Origin of the sequence: Methylorubrum podarium (assembly GCF_022179745.1) — a bacterium.
Taxonomy (GTDB): domain Bacteria; phylum Pseudomonadota; class Alphaproteobacteria; order Rhizobiales; family Beijerinckiaceae; genus Methylobacterium; species Methylobacterium podarium.
Genome location: NZ_BPRD01000624.1, coordinates 1 through 1,254, shown reverse-complemented (window position 1 = coordinate 1,254; position 1,254 = coordinate 1). Strand labels below are relative to the sequence as shown.

Here is a 1,254-nt window from a genome sequence, read left to right as displayed (position 1 = left end):
GGCGCGAAGGCGTCGAGGCGGCCGGTGACCGGCGAGACCGGGGCCCAGCGCTCGGAGATGACGCCGTCGGCGACCCAGGCCGGATCGCGCGGGGCGCGGGCGGCGCGGGCGAGCCACTCGCGGGAACGGCCGCTCTCGGCACCGTGCTCGGCGGCCTCGATCCGCGCCATCATCCGGCAGACGCGCGCCGTCGGCCGATCGTCGGTCAGGGGCGCCAGGGCCTCGCGGGCGCGGGCGAAATCCTTGGCCTCGGTCGCCGCCTGGGCGATCACGAGGCGCGATTCCGGATCCCAGGACGAGAGCTTGGCAAGGTTCTCGGCGCGGGCCAGCCGGTCGCGGGCGGAATCGCCCGTGCGCAGGTTGAGGTAGACCTTGGCGAGCTCCGGATGCGGGGTCGCCTTCCAGGCCGCCTCGACGATCTTGGCGGCCTTGCGCAGGTCGTTGCGCCGGGCGAGCAGCCGGCCGGCGATGACGGCGGCCGGCACGAGGTCAGGGGCGAGCTTGACGGCCTTGAGCGCCTGCTCGGCCGCGGTCTCGGGCTCGCCGGCCTCGTGGCGCTGGGCGGCCGCCGTGAGCAGCACGGCCTGCTGCCGGCGGGCGGCATGCTTGTCCATCAGGCCCAGGGACGCGCGGCGCTCCACGGTCTCGGTGGCGGCGGACCACTCGCCGTCGGCGCACTGCGCCTCCAGAACCGCCTCGTTCGCCCAGGTGACGCTCGGCGCGAGCCGGGCGGCCTCGGCGGCGTAGGCGCGGGCGGCGCCCTCGTCCTCGCGGCGGCGGGCCTCGACGAACAGGCCGCGCAGGCCGAGCACGCGGGTCTCGGGGTCGTCCGCCATGCGCTGGAAGGCGCGCTCGGCCGCGTCCCGGTCGCCGGAGATCTGGGCGGCCTGGGCCTTGAGGAGGAGCGTCAGCGGCTGGCTGCCGAGTAGGCGCTCGGCGTCGCCCGCGTGGCGGCGGGCGGCGAGCGGGTCACCGGAGCCGACGGCGATCATGCCGCGCGAAAGCGAGGCGAGACCCTTGTTGCGCCGCCGCTCGCGGGTCGAGCGGCTGATGCTGGCGGGCAGGCCGATCACGCCGGTCACGATCGCCCAGATGAGGCCGATGACGATCGCCGCCACCAGCACGCCGGTGAGCGCGATGGCGAGGCTCATGCCGATCTCGTAGCCGTTCCAGACGACGGTCACGGTGCCCGGATGGTCGGCGATCCACACCGCGCCGTAGGCGGCGACGGCCAGGAGGGCCAGGAAGACGAGG

Annotated in this window: 1 protein-coding gene; it reads right to left on the bottom strand. The window is 75.8% G+C overall.

Features of this window, described 5'->3' with window-relative positions:
* The coding region (locus MFF42_RS24865) for a heme biosynthesis protein HemY (protein WP_238258618.1) at window positions 1-1,254 on the bottom strand (1,254 nt) is incomplete at both ends.